The 17,119-nt window shown below is 57.8% G+C and carries 21 protein-coding genes; 18 read left to right on the top strand and 3 right to left on the bottom strand.

The genetic code is table 11. The annotated features are described in order from the left end of the window. The first annotated feature begins 488 nt into the window (after positions 1-488). The 14 genes from queF (at position 489) to AC3B8H_RS09710 (ending at position 12,725) form a co-directional block, all read left to right on the top strand. The gene (gene queF / locus AC3B8H_RS09775) at positions 489-878 is read left to right on the top strand and encodes a preQ(1) synthase (RefSeq protein WP_488441402.1); all 390 of its coding nucleotides are present in this window, start codon (positions 489-491) and stop codon (positions 876-878) included. 13 nt (positions 879-891) lie between these two features. Then, a complete protein-coding gene (locus AC3B8H_RS09770) occupies positions 892-1,170 on the top strand; it encodes an EscU/YscU/HrcU family type III secretion system export apparatus switch protein (RefSeq protein WP_488441401.1) in 279 nt (92 codons plus the stop codon). Positions 1,171-1,173: 3 nt separating this feature from the next. Continuing rightward, positions 1,174-2,034, top strand: a complete 861-nt coding sequence (gene asd, locus AC3B8H_RS09765) for an archaetidylserine decarboxylase (RefSeq protein ID WP_488441400.1) — start codon at positions 1,174-1,176, stop codon at positions 2,032-2,034. Positions 2,035-2,128: 94 nt separating this feature from the next. Then, a complete protein-coding gene (gene yajC / locus AC3B8H_RS09760; RefSeq protein ID WP_488441399.1) occupies positions 2,129-2,470 on the top strand; it encodes a preprotein translocase subunit YajC in 342 nt (113 codons plus the stop codon). 75 nt (positions 2,471-2,545) lie between these two features. Next, complete coding sequence (gene secD / locus AC3B8H_RS09755) at positions 2,546-4,393, top strand: protein translocase subunit SecD (protein ID WP_488441398.1); 1,848 nt, start codon at positions 2,546-2,548, stop codon at positions 4,391-4,393. A gap of 152 nt (positions 4,394-4,545) precedes the next feature. Beyond that, a complete protein-coding gene (ndk, locus tag AC3B8H_RS09750) occupies positions 4,546-4,977 on the top strand; it encodes a nucleoside-diphosphate kinase (protein ID WP_488441397.1) in 432 nt (143 codons plus the stop codon). Next, complete coding sequence (gene rlmN, locus AC3B8H_RS09745) at positions 4,952-6,073, top strand: dual-specificity RNA methyltransferase RlmN (RefSeq protein ID WP_488441396.1); 1,122 nt, start codon at positions 4,952-4,954, stop codon at positions 6,071-6,073. Before ndk ends, rlmN begins: the two co-directional genes overlap by 26 nt. Beyond that, entirely contained in the window at positions 6,063-6,830 is a 768-nt protein-coding gene (gene pilW / locus AC3B8H_RS09740; RefSeq protein ID WP_488441395.1) for a type IV pilus biogenesis/stability protein PilW, read from the top strand. Before rlmN ends, pilW begins: the two co-directional genes overlap by 11 nt. 7 nt (positions 6,831-6,837) lie before the next feature. Beyond that, positions 6,838-8,145, top strand: a complete 1,308-nt coding sequence (hisS, locus tag AC3B8H_RS09735) for a histidine--tRNA ligase (protein WP_488441394.1) — start codon at positions 6,838-6,840, stop codon at positions 8,143-8,145. Positions 8,146-8,159: 14 nt separating this feature from the next. Then, a complete protein-coding gene (locus tag AC3B8H_RS09730; RefSeq protein WP_488441393.1) occupies positions 8,160-8,816 on the top strand; it encodes a YfgM family protein in 657 nt (218 codons plus the stop codon). Positions 8,817-8,832: 16 nt separating this feature from the next. Beyond that, positions 8,833-10,044: an outer membrane protein assembly factor BamB gene (gene bamB, locus AC3B8H_RS09725; protein WP_488441392.1), complete on the top strand. Its 1,212-nt coding sequence runs from the start codon at positions 8,833-8,835 to the stop codon at positions 10,042-10,044. Between the two features lie 3 nt (positions 10,045-10,047). Beyond that, entirely contained in the window at positions 10,048-11,439 is a 1,392-nt protein-coding gene (gene der, locus AC3B8H_RS09720; RefSeq protein WP_488441391.1) for a ribosome biogenesis GTPase Der, read from the top strand. Between the two features lie 66 nt (positions 11,440-11,505). After that, a complete protein-coding gene (gene tpx / locus AC3B8H_RS09715) occupies positions 11,506-12,009 on the top strand; it encodes a thiol peroxidase (protein WP_488441390.1) in 504 nt (167 codons plus the stop codon). A 407-nt stretch (positions 12,010-12,416) separates the two neighbouring features. Beyond that, positions 12,417-12,725, top strand: a complete 309-nt coding sequence (locus AC3B8H_RS09710; protein WP_488441389.1) for a hypothetical protein — start codon at positions 12,417-12,419, stop codon at positions 12,723-12,725. Here the strand turns inward: AC3B8H_RS09710 and AC3B8H_RS09705 are convergent. Then, positions 12,722-13,543 carry a thermonuclease family protein gene (locus AC3B8H_RS09705; RefSeq protein ID WP_488441388.1) on the bottom strand — a complete coding sequence of 274 codons (822 nt, stop codon included), beginning with the start codon at positions 13,541-13,543 and terminating at the stop codon, positions 12,722-12,724. The two genes, AC3B8H_RS09710 and AC3B8H_RS09705, sit on opposite strands and share 4 nt — an antisense overlap. Before the next feature lie 18 nt (positions 13,544-13,561). On the opposite strand from AC3B8H_RS09705, the gene AC3B8H_RS09700 reads away from it, so the two are divergent. Continuing rightward, positions 13,562-14,113 carry a DUF1415 domain-containing protein gene (locus tag AC3B8H_RS09700; RefSeq protein WP_488441387.1) on the top strand — a complete coding sequence of 184 codons (552 nt, stop codon included), beginning with the start codon at positions 13,562-13,564 and terminating at the stop codon, positions 14,111-14,113. Here AC3B8H_RS09700 and AC3B8H_RS09695 read toward each other — a convergent pair. Continuing rightward, positions 14,098-14,805, bottom strand: coding sequence for a Tom20 family protein (locus AC3B8H_RS09695; RefSeq protein WP_488441386.1), 708 nt, complete (start codon positions 14,803-14,805; stop codon positions 14,098-14,100). The two genes, AC3B8H_RS09700 and AC3B8H_RS09695, sit on opposite strands and share 16 nt — an antisense overlap. An 87-nt stretch (positions 14,806-14,892) precedes the next feature. Between AC3B8H_RS09695 and AC3B8H_RS09690 the strand changes: the two genes are divergently transcribed. Then, complete coding sequence (locus AC3B8H_RS09690; RefSeq protein WP_488441385.1) at positions 14,893-15,192, top strand: DUF2288 domain-containing protein; 300 nt, start codon at positions 14,893-14,895, stop codon at positions 15,190-15,192. A 4-nt stretch (positions 15,193-15,196) separates the two neighbouring features. Here AC3B8H_RS09690 and AC3B8H_RS09685 read toward each other — a convergent pair whose 3' ends face one another. Further along, entirely contained in the window at positions 15,197-15,841 is a 645-nt protein-coding gene (locus AC3B8H_RS09685; RefSeq protein WP_488441384.1) for an HvfX family Cu-binding RiPP maturation protein, read from the bottom strand. 30 nt (positions 15,842-15,871) lie between these two features. Here AC3B8H_RS09685 and AC3B8H_RS09680 point away from each other — a divergent pair, with 30 nt between their 5' ends. Together AC3B8H_RS09680 and AC3B8H_RS09675 are read left to right on the top strand one after the other, a co-directional pair. Then, entirely contained in the window at positions 15,872-16,207 is a 336-nt protein-coding gene (locus AC3B8H_RS09680; RefSeq protein WP_488441383.1) for a cupin domain-containing protein, read from the top strand. A gap of 336 nt (positions 16,208-16,543) precedes the next feature. Next, a partial coding sequence (locus AC3B8H_RS09675) for an alginate export family protein (protein ID WP_488441382.1) occupies positions 16,544-17,119 on the top strand: 576 nt, incomplete at its 3' end.

Here is a 17,119-nt window from a genome sequence, read left to right as displayed (position 1 = left end):
TTATCACAAACTCGCCACTTCCGAATAAATTTCTAGCCGTATAAACCTGAAAACCTCAAACCGGCACGCCAAGCGATTGTTGCGCCCGAATGAATTGCGCTGGGGCTCTCGCTTTTACCGCCAATTACCGGGCGCGCTGTTGGGCGATTGCGATACCGAAATCGCCTCAACCCCGGCTAAAACCTGCCGACGTCGGCCTTTGCTGATCGGAAGCCACATCCGTTTCAATATCCTTAGTCGGATATTTCGCCACCCGCCCCCGCGACGGCGCGACGCATTCCGCACAGCCCAACGAGAATTCTCGTAGGTATACCATGGTCGAATGACGCCAATAAGACAAAGCCGTTCGCCCCCGGCCGTTTCAAACGCGACCGACGCCAGATCGCCTAAGCGACAATCGGCCGTCATTGCGGACCAATAGCTGGTAAAATTTCGGCACCGTCGGCACAGGCCGACCTTTCGAACGATTCAGTCCCATTATATTCAGCATGAGTACCCAACCCAGTTCCGACCTTACCACTTTCGAAAACCCCAGACCGGCCCGCGATTTCACGATCCGCATCGACATTCCGGAGTTCACCTGTCTGTGCCCGATGACCGGCCAGCCGGATTTCGCCAAATTGACGCTCGAATACGTACCGGACCGCCTTTGCGTCGAACTGAAGTCGCTGAAACTGTACATGTGGACCTTCCGCGAGCGCGGTGCCTTTCACGAAGCGGTCACCAACGAGATTCTCGATCACATCGTCGCGGCGACCCAACCGAATTTCATGCGCCTGCGCGCCGAGTTCAACGTGCGCGGCGGCATATACACCACCGTGATCGCCGAACATCGCAACCCGGCTTGGCAAGCGCCGGTGCCGGTCCAGTTGCCCTGACCCGGACCCTCCGGTGAACGGTAGAACCTTCTATAACGCCGACATCGCCGTCGCGCTGAAATACGACGGCAAGAATGCCCCCAAGGTCACCGCCAAGGGCGAAGGTTTTACCGCCCAACAAATTCTGGCGATTGCCGAAAAACACGACATTCCGCTGCAAAATCAACCCGAACTGGCGCGCATCCTGGCCCAGGTACCGCTAGGCGACGAGATACCCGAACAACTGTATGTCGCCGTCGCCGAAGTCATTGCCTTCGCCTATCTCATCGCCGGCAAAACGCCCGATCTATAACCCATGAACTTGAAAGAACTGTTGACCGTCCTGCCGCAATACGGCCTGCCCCATCACGCACTGTCGAACCTGATGTCCAGGCTTACCCATTGCCGCAACCCGATTTGGAAAAATCTGTTCATCCAAACCATCGTCCGCCTATACGGCGTGAATTTGGCGGAAGCCAAATATCCCGAGCTGGACCGTTACGCCAGTTTCAACGAATTTTTCACCCGCGAATTGCAAGACGGCGCCCGCGCCATTGCGCTGGAAGCCAACGCGCTGGCTTGTCCGGCGGACGGCGAAGTCAGTCAAGCCGGCGCGATCGAGGCCGGACGGATTTTCCAAGCCAAGGGCCGCGACTACAGCGTGCAGGAACTCTTGGGTGGCGATGCGGCGCGCGGCGCGGCATTCGACGGCGGCCGGTTCGCGACCATTTATTTGTCGCCCAAGGATTACCACCGCCTGCACATGCCGCTGGCCGGCACGCTGAAAGAAATGATCCACGTCCCCGGCCGGCTGTTCAGCGTCAATAACACCACGGTCGGCGCGGTGCCGAATCTGTTCGCGCGCAACGAGCGGGTGGTCTGCATTTTCGACACCGATGCCGGGCCGATGGCCTTGGTCCTGGTCGGCGCGATCTTCGTGTCCAGCATCGAAACAGTCTGGCACGGCGTCGTCACCCCGCCGACCGTCAACCAAGCGCGGGTTTGGCAATACGGCGCCGACGCGCCGACTCTGGCCAAGGGCGCCGAGATGGGTCGCTTCAACATGGGCTCGACGATCATCGTCTTATTCGGCCGCGAGCAAGTCGCCTGGAATGCCGATCTGGCCGCCGGCCGGCCGGTCCGATTAGGCGAAAGCATAGGCAGGCGTCTGGTTTGACGCCCTGAAAATGCGATCGGCGGCCGGCTGTGGCATAATGCGCGCCTGTCCGCCCGGCCGGACCGCTAACAACGATAACAATTAGAGGACAACAATGAGTTTCTTGATTTCCGACGCGCTCGCGCAAACCGCACCCGCCGCCCAACAACCCGGCATCGAAGGCATGCTGTTTCCGCTTGGCATCCTGATTTTTTTCTACTTTCTGTTCATTCGCCCGCAATCCAAGCGCAACAAGGAACAAAAACAAATGCTGGCCGCGCTCGGCAAAGGCTCCGAAGTCGTCACCAGCGGCGGCATACTGGGGAAAGTCGCGGATTTGGACGATAACTTCGTCAAATTGGAAGTCTCCGACAACACCTACATCCAAGTGCAACGCCACGCCATCGCGACCATGATGCCCAAGGGCACCTACAAAACCCTCAATAAAAAAGTCTGACGCCTGCTCTCAACGCCGCCCTCGATCCGCTCGCCCCACCGGCGGCCTGGCTTGCGCTGCTATTAACGGAAACCTATGCAAAATCATTTTCCAGTCTGGAAGAACCTGATGGTTCTGACCCTTTTGGTGATCGGCACCTTGTACGCATTGCCGAATCTGTACGGCAACGATCCGGCGGTGCAACTGGCTTCGTCGACCGCCACGCCCTTGCAACAACGCCAAGCGGACGACATCGCCGCCGCCATCCGCGACGCCGGTTTCGCGACCAAGGCCTTCGAATTCAAGGATGGCAAGGTACTCGCCCGTTTCAACAACACCGACGAGCAAATGAAGGTCGCCGACCTGTTGCGCGACAAACTGGACGATCAGACCACCGTCGCACTGAATCTGGCGCCGGCCACGCCGGACTGGCTGCGCAAAATCGGCGCCGAGCCGATGTATCTGGGTCTGGATTTACGCGGCGGCGTGCATTTCCTGCTGGAAGTGGACATGGATACCGCGCTGAAGCAAACCGAGGAGCGCTATAACAATGACATCCGCACGGCCTTCCGCGATGCCAAGGTTCGTTATCAGTCGGTCAGCAAGGAAGCGGACGGCATCAAGGTGGTGCTGCCCAACGAAGAAGCCAGGGTCGCTGCGGCGGCGGTGTTGAACAAAGACTTCCGTAATCTGGACCTGAAGGAAACCGGCCCCAACGAATTCACGCTGTCTATTCCCGAACGCGAATTGCGCGACATCAAAAAATCGGCGCTGGGCCAGAACATCACGACGCTGCGTAACCGGGTCAACGAGCTGGGCGTGGCCGAACCGATCATCCAGCAACAAGGCGACAGCCGCATCGTGGTCCAGCTGCCCGGCGTGCAGGATACCGCCCGCGCCAAGGAATTGCTCGGCACCACCGCGACGCTGGAATACCGTTTGGTCGATGTCGAGCACGATGTGCAATCGGCCCTGTCCGGCCACGAACCGGCCGGCGCCCGCCTGTACAAGGACAAAAACGGCAATCCGATTTTGCTGAAACGCTCGGTCATCGTCACCGGCGACCAGATTACCGACGCCTCCTCCGGCATGGATCAGGACGGCCAATCGGCGGTCTTCATTACGCTGGACGGCGCCGGCGCCAAGAAAATGGGCAAACTGACCCAGGAAAACATCGGCAAGCCGATGGCGGTGGTCTTCATCGAATACAAATCCGAGACCCGCGTCGTCAACGGCGAAAAAGTTCAGCACAAGGAAAAAGTCGAAAAAGTCATCAGCGTCGCGACCATTCGCGACAGCTTCAGCAAACGCTTCCAGACCACCGGCCTGGACAGCCCCGAGGAAGCCCGTACCTTGGCGCTGCTGCTGCGCGCCGGCGCGTTGGCCGCGCCGGTCGAGATCGTCGAGGAACGCACGGTCGGCCCCAGCCTGGGCCAGGAAAACATCGACCAGGGCATGAACTCCATCGTTGCCGGTTTCTTGCTGGTCGTGGTCTTCATGGTGATTTACTACCGTGCCTTCGGCCTGATCGCCAATTTCGCGCTGCTGTTTAACGTGGTACTGTTGATTTCGATCATGTCGGTCCTGCAAGCCACGCTGACCTTGCCCGGCATGGCCGGTATCGTATTGACGGTGGGTATGGCGGTGGACGCCAACGTGTTGATCAATGAACGGATACGCGAGGAACTGCGCCACGGCAACAGCTTGCAAACCAGTATTTACATGGGCTACGAAAAAGCCTTCGCAACGATTCTGGACTCCAACGTCACTCACTTCATCGTCGCGATCCTGCTGTTCGGGTTCGGTACCGGACCGGTGAAGGGTTTCGCGCTGGTCCTGGTGATCGGTATCGCCACCTCGGTGTTTACCGCGGTCACCAGCACCCGGATGCTGGTCAATTGGTTCTACGGCAGCAACCGCGACCCCAGCCGCCTGTCGATCTAATCCGCCCGCGCCGCCGCCGGAGGCCAGGCCGATACGCTTGGCTGTTTCGGCGGCGGCGCTTCATATGCTCGGCCGGGTTTCTCATCACCCCGGCGAACCGGTTATAATGCCCTATTCTATTTTTTAATCATAAACCTACGGGAGTTAAATCAATGGCCATCGAACGTACTTTCTCCATCATCAAGCCCGACGCCGTCGCGAAAAACGTGATTGGAGAAATCGTCAGCCGCTTCGAAAAAAACGGACTGCGCGTCGTTGCATCGAAAATGCTGCAGTTGACCCAAGACCAAGCGGAAGGCTTTTACGCCGAACACAAGGAACGCGGTTTCTTTAAAGACCTGGTCAGCTTTATGACTTCCGGCCCGGTCGTGGTGCAAGTGCTGGAAGGTGAAAATGCCGTGCTGAAAAACCGCGAACTGATGGGCGCCACCAATCCTAAGGAAGCCACGCCCGGCACGATCCGCGCCGATTTTGCAGTCAGCATCGACGAAAACGCCGTCCACGGCTCCGATGCCCCGGAATCCGCCGCCAGAGAAATCGCTTACTTTTTCAGCGCGAATGAACTCTGCGACCGCATCCGCTAATCCGGCCCGGATCAATTTGCTGAATTTCGACAGAAAAGGCCTGCAAGCCTTTTTTGTCGAACTCGGCGAAAAGCCGTTCCGCGCCACCCAACTGTTAAAATGGATTTATCAGGAAGGCGTTGCCGATTTCGAGCAAATGACCAACCTGAGCAAGCCGCTACGCCAATACTTGCAGGAACACTGCGAAATCAGAGCGCCGGACATCGTAGCGGAACAGTTGGCCAGCGACGGTACCTGCAAATGGGCGATGCAAACCAGTTGCGGCAATCGGGTCGAGACGGTCTACATCCCGGAAGATCGCCGCGCGACTTTGTGCGTATCGTCGCAAGTGGGTTGCGCGCTGGCCTGCAGTTTCTGCTCGACCGCCCAACAAGGTTTCAACCGTAATTTGACTACCGCCGAAATCGTCGGCCAATTGTATCTGGCCCAACAACGCCTCGGCGCCGAGCGCCGCATTACCAACATCGTGATGATGGGCATGGGCGAACCGCTGTTAAATTTCGATAACGTTGTCGCGGCGATGAATTTGATGATGGACGACTTTGCCTACGGCCTGTCCAAACGCCGGGTGACCGTCAGTACCTCCGGTGTCGTGCCGGCAATGAAAAGGCTGGGCGATGTCTGCGACGTCAGCATGGCGGTATCGTTGCACGCACCCTACGATGAGTTGCGCGACCAATTGGTGCCGATCAACGTCAAATACCCGCTCGCCGAACTGATGGACGCTTGCCGCGAATACGCCAAGACCGGTCCGCGCAAGCACATCACCTTCGAATACGTGATGCTGGACGGCGTCAACGATAGCGCCGAGCACGCGCGTGCCTTGGTCAAACTGTTGAAGAACGTCCCGTCCAAGCTCAACCTGATTCCGTTCAATCCGTTCCCGCAATCGCCGTATCGCTGCTCCAGTAGCGCCAACATGCTGCGTTTTCGCGACATCTTGCAGGACGCGGGCCTGGTGACCACGATCCGCAAGACCCGCGGCGAAGACATCGATGCCGCCTGCGGCCAATTGGTTGGCCAAGTCCAGGATAAAAGTCGCCGCCATCTGAAACTCCAAGCGATGCAGGCACACGGCAGCGGCAATGTCGCGTAAACCGATACGCTACCAAGCCATTTTCGCCATCGCCGGACTCATGACCGGCGCCTGCGGCTTGCTGCCCGACATCAAGCCGTCGATGAGCAATGCCGAAAAGGCCACGCTCAATCTGCAAATGGGCGCCCGGTATCTGGATATGGGCATGCTGGACGCCGCCCGCGAAAAATTGCAAACCGCGCTCAGCCTGGACTCCGGCAATGCCGAAATCCATAACACGCTGGCGGTGTTTTACGAGCGGGTCAAGGATTACGACGCCGCCGCCGACAGCTACCGCAGCGCCATCCAACGCGACCCCGCCAATTTCAGCACCTTGAACAATTACGGCCGCTTTCAGTGCGAACGCGGCGAGGTCGATCGAGGCGTGGAATTATTGAAGCAGGCACTGGAATCGGCGATGAACAACCGGCCGTGGTTCGCGCTGACGAATCTCGGCGTTTGCGCGCTGAAGCAAAACGATACGCCGCAGGCCGAAGGCTATTTTCGCCAAGCCTTGCAAGCGCAAGGCGAGTACGCGCCGGCGTTACTGGAGATGCAGAAAATCAGCTATCAGAACCGCCAGTATCTGTCGGCGCGCGGGTTCCTAGAACGCTATCTGGCCGTCGCCAATCACACCCCGGAATCGCTGTGGCTGGCTTTTCAAACCGAACGTTCGCTGGGCAACGGCAAACTGGCCGAAGAATACCGCGACAAACTGTTATCCGCTTTCCCGGCTTCGAAGGAAGCCCAACTCGTTAAATCCGCGATCAGCAAGTAAACCCAACATGGCAAAACAACAGCAGGCTATACAGGCCATCCGAGGCATGCACGACATTCTTCCCGAGCAATCGCAGTACTGGCAGTGGCTGGAGGGTCATGCCCGCGATGTGCTCGGCGCCTACGGTTACCAGGAAATTCGCCTGCCCATCGTCGAAAAGACAGAACTGTTCAAACGCTCGATTGGCGAAGTGACCGACATTGTCGAGAAAGAAATGTACACCTTCGACGACCGCAACGGCGACTCGCTCACCTTGCGCCCGGAAGGCACCGCCGGCTGCCTGCGCGCCTGTCTGGAACACGGTTTGCTGCACAACCAAAGCCACAGGCTCTGGTATTACGGTCCGATGTTCCGCCATGAACGTCCACAGAAAGGCCGTTACCGCCAGTTTTACCAGCTGGGCGTCGAAACCTACGGCATGCCCGGTCCCGACATCGATGCGGAAATGATTTTGTTAACCGACCGGCTTTGGAAACGCCTCGGCATCCGCGACATGGTGGAATTGCAAATCAACTCGTTGGGGACCGCCGAGGAACGGTTGGCCTACCGAGGCACGTTGGTCGATTACTTCAATCAACACCTGGATTGCCTGGACGAAGATAGCCGCCGCCGCCTGGACACCAATCCGCTGCGGATACTCGACAGCAAAAACCCCGACATGCAGGCGATGCTGAGCGGCGCGCCGGTTCTGCTGGATCATCTGGGTGCCGATAGCCTGGCGCACTTCGACCGCTTAAAAGCCACGCTGGATAACTTGGGATTGAAATACGCGATCAACACCCGACTGGTACGCGGTCTGGATTACTACGGTAAAACCGTGTTCGAATGGGTCACGGAGCGTCTGGGTTCGCAAGGTACGATTTGCGCCGGCGGCCGTTACGACGGCCTGATCGAGCAACTCGGCGGCAAAGCCAATCATGCTATCGGTTTCGCGATGGGTATGGAGCGTATCCTGGCGCTGATCGAGCAGTTGGAACGAGTCGACATTCCGGCCGGCGTCGACGTTTATCTGATCCGGGTCGGCGAACAGGCCGAAGCCGCCGGCATGCAATTGGCGGAACGCTTGCGCGACGCCCTGCCAGGCTTGAAAATCCAAGTCAACTGCGGCGGTGGCAGCTTTAAAAGCCAATTCAAGAAGGCCGACAAATCCGGAGCCGAATTCGCCGTCATCATCGGCGACGACGAAGCCCAACACCAAACCGCGGCGCTTAAGCCGTTGCGCCTTGAACAAGAGCAGGTCACGCTGGATCATCAGGCGTTAATGGACGCGTTGCGTGCCTGGCAACAACAACGATTTCAAACAACCGCAAACTAAAGTAGAGAACTACCGTGGCAATTTACGATACCGAAGAAGAACAACTGGAACAGTTGAAAAAATGGTGGGAAGCCAATCAGACCGCCGTGATTGCCGGCGTCGTCACCGCGCTGGTCCTGGTAACCGGTTGGAATTTGTGGCAAAACCATCAAACCGAAAAAAACAGCCAGGCTTCGCAAATGTTTCAGCAGATGCTGGAAAGCGCGAATTCAGGTAACCGCGAATCGACCGAAAAACTGGCCGAGCGCCTGCCCAGCGAATTTCCGTCAACCGCTTACGCCGAGTACGCCGGTCTGGAACTGGCGAAATCCAAAGTCGAACAAGGCGATCTGGACGGCGCGAAAACCCTGCTAAGGAAAGCCATCGAAACCACCGCCAGCGACGAGCTGCGCCACGTCGCGCGCTTGCGCTTGTTGCAACTGATGCTGGCCACCCGCGAATTCGAGCAAGGCCTGCAACTGATCGCGTCGGTGGACCCGGCCAAATCGGAAGGTTTCTCGGCCAGCTACGACGAATTGCAGGGCGATTTCTACGTGGCGCTGGACCGCCCCGACGAAGCCCGCAACGCTTATCAGAGCGCAATCCGCACCGGTCAAGCCACGCCGCTGACCCAATTCAAATTGGACGACCTGAGCACCGAAACGCCGTTAGCGCCGCCAGCCGCCAATTAACCCTTTGTTAATGCACATGCCGATCAGGATTTACCGACTTCACCCACTAGCCGCCCTAATCGCCTGCCTGCCGTTACTCGGCGGCTGCGCCGGCCTGGACGCCGGCCGCGATTTCATTTCCGGCATTACCGAATACATCACCGGCGACGACGACAATGCCGATCCGCCGGCAACGTTGCAGGAATATACGATGGAAGTCCAGCCCGAAATCGTTTGGAAGGAATCGATCGGTAGCGGCGCCGACGAAAAATATCTGAAACTGATCCCGGCCGCCGCCGAAGGTACTATTTATGTCGGCGACCATAAGGGGCATTTGCAGGCGCGCGGCACCGGCAACGGCAGTTTGACCTGGGAAAATAACAGCGAGTACAGCTTCTCGGCTGGTCCCGGTCTGGGCGTGCACAGCATTATCATGGGCACCAGCACCGGCGAGGTAGTGGCCTTCGACAAAGGCACCGGCGAACAGCGTTGGAGAACCGACGTTCCCAGCGAAGTGCTGGCGACCCCGGTGGTCAGCCACGGCATCGTCCTGGTCCGCACGACCGACGGCAAGGTGCTCGGCTTGCAGGAAAACGGCGGCGGCGTGTTGTGGAGCTTCGAGCACAGCGTGCCGGCCCTGAGTATTCGCGGCACCGGCGCGCCTATCGTCATCGACGATAGCGTCGTGATCGGCTCGGCCAACGGCAAGTTGCAGGCGTTGCAGTTGAAGGACGGCAAGGCTTTGTGGGAAGCGACGATCGCGATTCCGAGCGGGCGCTCCGAAGTCGAACGGCTGGTCGATCTGGATGTCGATCCGGTCGCCGCGCGCGGCGCGATTTATATCGCCAGCTTTCAAGGCGGCACCTCGTCGGTGTCCGAAATCGACGGCGACGTGCTCTGGCGCAACGAAGCGGTATCGTCGTATAGCGGCCTGAGCCTGGACTATCGTTATCTCTACGTCAGCGACACCCAGAGCGAAGTCTGGCAGTTGGATCAACGCAGCGGCGCCTCGCTGTGGAAACAAAAGGACTTACACAATCGGCAACTGACCGCCGCGGTCGCTTATCAAAACTATGTGGTGGTTGGCGATTACGAGGGTTACGTGCACTGGCTGTCGATTACCGACGGCCGCCAGCTGGGCCGCATTCAGGTCGGCAAGGCCGCGATAGAGGCCAAACCGGTCGTCGTGGACGACACCGTTTACGTTTACGCTAAAGACGGCACGTTGGCCGCGTTGAGAGTCCACTAAATCATGCTACCCGTTATCGCCCTGGTCGGCCGCCCCAATGTCGGCAAATCCACGCTGTTCAATTATCTGACCCGCAGCCGCGAAGCGCTGGTCGCCGACTACCCCGGCCTGACCCGCGACCGCCAGTACGGCCGAGTCAAACGCGGCGAACGCGACTGTCTGGTCGTCGATACCGGCGGCCTTACCGACGAGCGCGACGGCATTGACGTATTCGCCAAAAAGCAGGTCGAAATCGCGCTGCAGGAAGCCGATGTGGTGTTCTTTCTGGTGGATGCCCGCGACGGCGTCAACGCCTCGGACGAGGCCATCGCCGACACGCTGCGCAAGTTGGGCAAGCCGGTGGTGCTGGTCGTCAACAAAATCGACGGCATCGACAGCCACACCGTCGCCAACGATTTCTACGGCCTGGGTCTGGGCGAACCGGTGGCGATCGCCGCCGCCCACGGCCGCAACGTTCACGAATTGCTCAGCCAAATAGACACTTTGCTTCCACCGCAAGCCGATGAGTTTCAGGAAGTCGATCCCGGCATTGCCATTGCGGTGGTCGGCCGGCCCAACGTCGGCAAATCGACGCTGGTCAACCGACTGCTTGGCGAGGAACGGGTGGTGGTGTTCGATGAAGCCGGCACCACCCGCGACAGCATCTACATTCCGTTCGAGCGCGACGGCAAAAAATTCACGTTGATCGATACCGCCGGCATGCGCCGCCGCTCGCGAGTGTCGCTGACCGTCGAGAAGTTCAGCATCATTAAATCGTTGCAGGCCATCGAAAAAGCCCACGTGGTGATTTATCTGATCGACGCCCGCGAAGGCGTCACCGATCAGGACGCCCACATTTTGGGACTGGTGCTGGAAGCCGGCCGGGCATTGATCATCGGCTTGAACAAATGGGACGGCCTGAACGCCGAGCACAAGGACTTCGTCAAAAAGCAGATCGAAATGAAGCTGTCCTTCCTTGATTTCGCCGAGAAACATCCGATTTCGGCGCTGCACGGCAGCGGTGTCGGCAAACTGTTTGACGTGGTACACACCTTGTACGACGCGGCGATGGTCGATATGTCCACGCCGCTGTTGACCCGCATCTTGAGCGACGCGGTCGCCGCTCACCAACCGCCGTTGGTCGGCGGCCGCCGGATCAAGTTGAAATACGCCCACCAAGGCGGCCGCAATCCGCCGATCGTCGTGATCCACGGCGTGCAGACCGACGTGCTACCCGGCGCCTATAAACGCTATTTGATGAACTATTTCCGCGAGCAGCTGCGCCTGGCCGGCACGCCGGTGCGGCTGGTATTCAAGTCGCCGGAGAATCCGTTTCACGGCCAAAAAAATCAGCTGAGCGACCGCCAAGTCAAGAAACGCAAGCGGCTGATCGATTTCAGTAAACGCAATAAATAACAACCACCGGAACAGAGACCGGGATAAATTCCCGGCAATTCCGTTCCGCCACTCTTGGAGAACCTCATGGCTACCATCACCTTCCAAGGCAAACCGATCAATACCTGCGGCGAGTTGCCGGCTGTCGGCGCCAAAGCCCCGGATTTCAAACTGACCAACCGGAAAATGCAGGACGTTGGTCTGGCCAGCTTCGCCGGCAAGCGCAAATTGTTGAATATCGTCCCCAGTTTGGATACCCCAACCTGCGCCACCTCGACCCGCAAATTCAACGAGAAGGCGGCCCATCTGCACAACACCGAAGTTTTGGTGATTTCGGCCGATCTGCCGTTCGCTCAGGTGCGGTTTTGCGAAATCGAAGGTATCAAACATGTCGGTGCACTATCGACTTTTCGCTCCAGCTTCGCTCACGATTACGGCGTCGAATTGCTGGACAGCATCCTGGCCGGCCTGACCGCGCGCGCGGTATTGGTCCTGGATGAAACCGACACCGTCATTCATGCCGAATTGGTCGCCGAAATTGCCGACGAACCCGATTACGCGGCAGCGCTGGCGGCACTCGCCAAGACTTGAAATCCCGCCCGGTAAAAGCATGTCGCCAGCGATACTGGCTTTACTCGTCGAAATTTACCAAGTTTTGCATTTGCGCGGCGGCACAGGTTAAACGGCCTGTCCAACCTACAAATTACGACTGAATAACATAGGCTTGCACTCATCGCTGGATAGCTTTCTTGCTCCGCCGCCCAGCGATTTTGCGCGGTGTTTTCCCAAAACGACGAGACTCAAGGCTCGCCCGCTAGTCGGTTTCCAGATAAAATCAAGGCGTACGTTGCTTTTTTAGACAATAAACCTCTAATTGCCAAGGTTTTCGCGCTAAAAAGCCACATTCGAAACCAATTGCCTACCCAGTCGGTCGTTCCTCAGTAGTTGGCCGGATCAAAAAGCAACCAGGGTAGGAGTAGCCCGGGAAACGTCCCTTGATGGATAGCAAGCTCTCGGCGCGCCGTAGCGTGGTGCGTCGCCAAGCGGAACGCAGGACCAATCCTTATGCTTTCAACAGCGCGGAATGGATTGCGATGATGCGGGAACAATATCTGCTTTGGCCGAAATTCGATCGGCGAACAGGCGATCGGCGCCAGCGCGAACGCCGCGCGATGGATAGACGAGCCTCGTTGCGCTCCGCCGCCACCGAACACGCGTTCCGCCGTGTTCGCCTGTTATCCGCCGACGATCTGCTCAACGACGACGAAAAACAGATGATCCGCGAATTGTTCGCCGACGACGATTAATCGCCGAGCAAGATGTCGCCGCCATGGCGCGCTTGCAACGCGAATTTGTCCTTGTTGCGCCGCACCCAGCCTCTGGCCTCGACTTGCCGGCCCACATAAGACGTCAGCGGCGGAAACAGATCGGCGTAGCGATTTTCCACCGCGACGGCCACCTCATCGGAAAATTGCAAATAGCTATATTTCGCGGTGCGTTTGATACCCCGAATTCGGCCCGCCAAGCGTTTCCAACCGTGATAATTTTCCGCGTTCAAGCTTGCGTAGGGTTGCGCCGCGTACTCGGGCCGATTCCAAATGCCCAAACCGGCTCGTTCAGCGTCGCGCTGGGCCGCCAACAAACGATCGACATATTTCAGGTTGGGCGGGAAGATGTTGGCCATCGCCAAACCGATTCGGACCAACTCCAGATTGACGAATTCACCGGACTCGGTAAATACGTAAGCCAATCGGCGTTGATATTTGTCCTGCTTCTCAACGTCGCCTTCCAGATACACTTTTTGGTGCTCCAGCTTGGCGCGTAGCCAAGCCTTGGCTTGTTCCCCACCGGCTTCGGCGGATTTGTTGCGGCCAGCCACTTCCGGAGTGTTCACGCCCAGAAATCGGATTTTTTCACCGTTTGCCAATAAAATGGTATCGCCGTCGTAGACCTTCTCGACTTCCAGCAACGCGACGCCGGGATCGACGTTCAAGACCTCGGCGCTTTCGGCACCGCGATCGGAATAATGCCGCCGGCCTTGCGCGTCGGTCCAACGATAAACGTCGCCGCCCTGGGCCACCGAGACAAGCAGCATGCCCAACGCGCATAATACCCACCGCTTCATCACTACCGACCGTTAACCATGACCGAACACCCCGCGATTACCGCAACCCGTCGTTGGCTGGAAAACTTTGTGATTGCCTACGACATCTGTCCATTCGCCCGACGGGAATATCAGCGCGGCAGCATCCGCTACCAGCTCGTCGCCGGCAACAGCCTGGAATTCGCGCTGGAAACCTTGATTCGCGAGTGTCTGCATCTGGACGCCGAACCGGAAACCGAAACCACGTTGTTGATATTTAACGAGGACTTTCAGAATTTCGACGATTTTCTGGACCTGCTGGCGATTGCCGAACAGTTGCTGAGCGACCAGGGCTACGAAGGCATTTACCAATTGGCCAGTTTTCATCCGGACTATTGCTTCGACAGCGCCGCGGCCGAGGATGCCGCCAATTACACCAACCGCGCGCCGTTCCCAATGCTGCATATCATCCGAGAAGCCAGCATCGCCAGCGCCCTGGCCCATTATTCCCAGCCCGAAACGATCCCGGAACGCAATATCGCGTTGACTCGCCGAATGGGAGTGGAGCAATTGCGCGGCATCCTCGCCGGCTGCTTTCAGGATTTGGAGTAATAGTCGAAATCCTCGGTCTTTTTCAATTTAAAATTCGGCTCCACGTCGATCTGAACGTCCTTAATTCTTTCCTTGGGTTCTGCGATCTTGTTTCGCACTTCTTCGAGAAAATCCTTGAACCAGGCTTGCTCGACCATATCGGCCATGTCCTCGTCTTGCAAAATATTGGGTTCGTCGGGCAAGCTACCGTACTCGCGAGCGGTTTGCAAAGCCGCCAGACAAGCGTCCTGATCGCCCCGCAACGCAAAAATACAAGCCAAATTGTAGGCGGCGCTGCCTTTTTGAATATCGCAGGCTTTTTCGAAAAAGCTCTCGGCCAATTGATACAAGCCCGGCTTGCTCTCGTCGGGACTGATCCTCGCCAATTCCATAAAAGCGACGCCGCCGTCGATGGCGGCGCCCAAATAATTCGTCGCTATCAACAAACAAAACGAGAACTTGGAAATCGCGTCTTCGTAGATTTCGACCGCCTCCTGGCCCTGCTTGGTCTTGGCTTCATGCAGCAACGCGAATCCCCAATGATACAAGCCGTCCGCCACCAGGGGCTGGTCGGACACAACACTGGCGAAGCCTTGATAAGCACCCTTGAATAGTTGCTCCGCCCTACCGCCGTCGGCCTTGCGGGCTTGCGCAACTTGCTTGATCGCCGCCTCCAACGTCGAACGTTTTTTTATGGAACTCAATAACGACATCTAAAATCCTCGCTGATGGTTAACCGGTCGGGTTGCGTTAAAATAGCCGTGCATACTACACCATCGTCCAGCCGCCGGAAAATGTTAATGACCGACATCGCCAATCCCACCGAATTCGCCAAAATCAATCTGGAAACCTCCGCCATCGCCTGGCGGGAATTGCAACGTTTTTTCGCGGCGGGACTGGCGATTGCCGTCGCCGCCGATCTGGATCTGGTGGAAGTGGCTTGGCGCTTTTCCCAGGACAACAAGGCCCAGGTCGAGCAATGGCTCAATGCCGGCCGGATCGGCCATGTCAGCGACGAACAAGCCGGCCGCTGGTACGCCGACGACAGTCTGGTCTGGGCTGTCGTCGTCAAACCCTGGGTACTGGTACAAGCACGCTAAGCGTTCAATCAATCAAGTATTTGCGTTTCAGCCAGTAATCGGCGCTGACGTAACGACCGCCGCCCAGAAAGAATAAGGCGACCAACATGACGAAGTAAGTCGCCGCGAACTCGATACCGTTGTTCAACATGGCTAGATTGCCGAATTCGGTCAAATAGGCGTAATCGCCCTGGGATTGCAAAATTTCCTTGGCCTTATCCAAGCGCTCGATTGCCGCCACGGTGCGATCGGTCGCGAATGGGCCGCTACCCGTGGCGATTGCCAGCCAACCGTTTTGCCAATGCGCGGTGACGGCGGCCACCACCATGATGATGGACAACGGCAGGCTGATCACTCGCGTGGCAAAACCGAACAGTAAAAATAAGGCGCCGAAGGTCTCGACGAAGGCTACCAGAAATACCAGCACGTAAGGCGCCGGCAGCCCCAAGCCCCATTCCGCGTTACCGAACCAGGCGGCAGTGTCGGTAAAGTTGGCGAATTTTTTGGTTCCGGCCATCCAAAACACCGGCGCCAGATACAGCCTGATCAGCAACGGCGCCAGAAAATCCAAACACCCGGCGGCGTCACAAGCCCGCCGGCACCAACGCGCCGCGACCGGCACCTTTTCGGCCGCGATATTCATTAACGTGGCAAACGTCGTATTATTCATACTCTCCCCCTCGAAATTATCGTTTTTATCATGATTGGCTGTTCTTCGATCTTCGCCGACATTCCCAGCCGATTGCCGGCCGAATTATGCCAAACCTTGCATGCCTCGCCTACCGCCCGCATCGAGCGCATCGTCTCGTGGGGCCACGCCAGCGGCCCGGACGATTGGTATGATCAAGCCGAAGACGAATGGGTCATCGTCCTGCAAGGCGGCGCCAGACTCGCGTTCGCGGACCAGTCGGTATTGGACATGCGCGCTGGCGACTATTTCCTGATCCCCGCGCATTGCCGGCACCGGGTGGATTGGACAGACCCAGACAGCGAAACCGTCTGGCTGGCGATTCATCTCGCATCCCAATCCGACTAGCGTCGAAATCCAACATTCGATCAATCGATCTTTCCGGCCTTCTCGACAGGCACCGGCCATCTTACTCCGCCTCGCCGATTCCGGCGACGTTTTGGGAAACGCCGCGCCCGGAAAGCGGCGCCGACGTTTGAAAATCCTCGCCGCCCTCCCAACCAGCCGTTTGGGCTGCCTCGACTAAAATTCACTGACCGGCAATAGTGTATTCGCTTTTCGTTATTATCAATGATACATAACGACTGATATACTGACGCCCATTCATTGCCGGCCAACCACGATGCTTCTGAACCGGACCTCCGGAAGAAACCGTCGCCCGACACTCCAACCTGGGATATTGTTATGATTTACAGCACTTTCTCCACTCAAAGTTCCGGCCGCTACCTGATCGCGATGGCGCTGGCCGGAATCAACGCAAGTTCAAACGCTTCCGCGGCGGAAGCCAAAACCTACTCTAAACCACCCGTTTCAGCATTTTCCAGCCAAATGTCCGACGCGCTTTTAGGCGACGGCAAATACGAAAAACCGGTCTGGAATCTGCACGATGCGCTGAATCTGCCGAAATGGTTGTCGATGTCCATCGAACAACGCACCCGCTACGAGAATCTGGACGGCCAGTTCAAGTCCGGCGGCCGGGGCGGCGACCAGCAAATCGCGCTGCAAACCGCGTTATGGCTGCAAGCGCAAATGGGTAAGTTCAGGATAGCGACCGAATTCATGGATGCCCGTGAATTCGGTGCCGACAGTGGTTCCGGCATCAACAATACCCATGTCGACGAAGCCGATTTTATCCAAGGCTATCTGGCCTGGGCCGACCAAAACGTCGGTTACAGCGGCTTGGGCGCCGAAATCATCGCCGGGCGGCAGTCCTTGAACTTGGGTAGCCGCCGTTTGGCCGCCCGCAACGCGATGCGCAAC

The organism is Methylomonas sp. BG-2 (assembly GCF_057766305.1).
Note: the sequence above shows the minus strand (reverse complement) of the source record. Positions and strands in the feature narration are given on the sequence as shown.